This window comes from Metabacillus litoralis, assembly GCF_007994985.1.
Classification (GTDB): Bacteria; Bacillota; Bacilli; order Bacillales; family Bacillaceae; genus Metabacillus; species Metabacillus litoralis.
This window is the reverse complement of sequence record NZ_VOQF01000049.1, coordinates 1-1,114: the sequence shown is the minus strand read 5'-3', so window position 1 is coordinate 1,114 and position 1,114 is coordinate 1. Positions and strand designations below refer to the sequence as shown.

Annotated in this window: 2 protein-coding genes; both read left to right on the top strand. The window is 33.8% G+C overall.

What is annotated here, in order from left to right; genetic code table 11:
* Positions 1-88 precede the first annotated feature (88 nt).
* Complete coding sequence (locus FS935_RS23080) at positions 89-901, top strand: hypothetical protein (RefSeq protein ID WP_158638701.1); 813 nt, start codon at positions 89-91, stop codon at positions 899-901.
* On the top strand, positions 885-1,114 hold a 230-nt coding region (locus tag FS935_RS23075; RefSeq protein ID WP_146950937.1), incomplete at its 3' end, for a hypothetical protein. The genes FS935_RS23080 and FS935_RS23075, both read left to right, overlap by 17 nt.

The window sequence follows — 1,114 nt, the reverse complement described above, 5'->3', positions numbered from 1 at the left end:
ATAAATGCTGGGTAAAATTCTTTTTGCTTATTATCTTTTAGCTGTTATTTATATCATTGTCTTATTTGTTTTAAAGAGAAAAGGAATTGTGCTACGAGCAATGATACTTCTTTCCTGTCCGTTTTTTGGTGTGTTTATCACTTATAGCATGTCGAGGAAAATGTACTCGAAAAATGATCTTCCGGATTGGCTTCTTCGACGTGTACAATTTGATGATTTTGTTTTAAAGTCACCAGATATTGAAGAAGAAACGGATATAATTCCGTTTAACGATGCTCTCATTTTAAATGATAATAAAACAAAACGGAAAATATTGATCGATTTGTTAAAGGGTGAATTTCTGAAAAATGTAGATGCACTTGAGCTTGCTCTTCAAAGTGATGATTCAGAAACATCTCATTATGCGGCAACTGCGGTTCAGCAGGTGAAAAGTGACTTAATGAAAACGATGCGTCAGCTTGAGGAACAGCTTTTATTTGATGAAGGAGATGTTCAATCTCTGGAGGCTTATCGTGATATCTTAAAGCATTATATTCGAATTGAATTCTTAGATAAACAAACAAGAAAGAAGTATACCTATCTCTATTATCAGACGCTTGATCAGTTAATAAACATTTCGCCAACAAGTGATGAAAGAAACTTTATTGAAAAAATAGAATCAGCGATTAATTTGAATGAACATCGAGTTGCCTTGGAAACAGCGAAACAGTTTCTTGAGGTTTTTCCTGAAAAAGAGGATGCTTATTTTTCGGCCTTGAATGTTCATTATTCAATGAGAAATAGTAGTGAATTTAAACAAGTTATGAACAAGCTGCGCTCATCAGATATTAAGCTTTCTCCTGATAAGCTAAATCAGCTTCGTTTTTGGCTTCAAGGTGATGAATATGAACAACAACTTTAAAATTGAAAAAAGTGTCTATTTTATGATGATATTTGTTGGTATAATCGGGCTGTTTTTTATGCTGATTCGTTCTGATTTGCTATTGAAATATCGTTATTTTAATGAAGCACAGCCAGTATCAACCGTTCAAATCCCAGAAAATAACGAGGACTCTTATCATCAGCCAGCTTTTTTATTACTTGTTGGTGACGATCAACCACAGCTGGCCAAGAC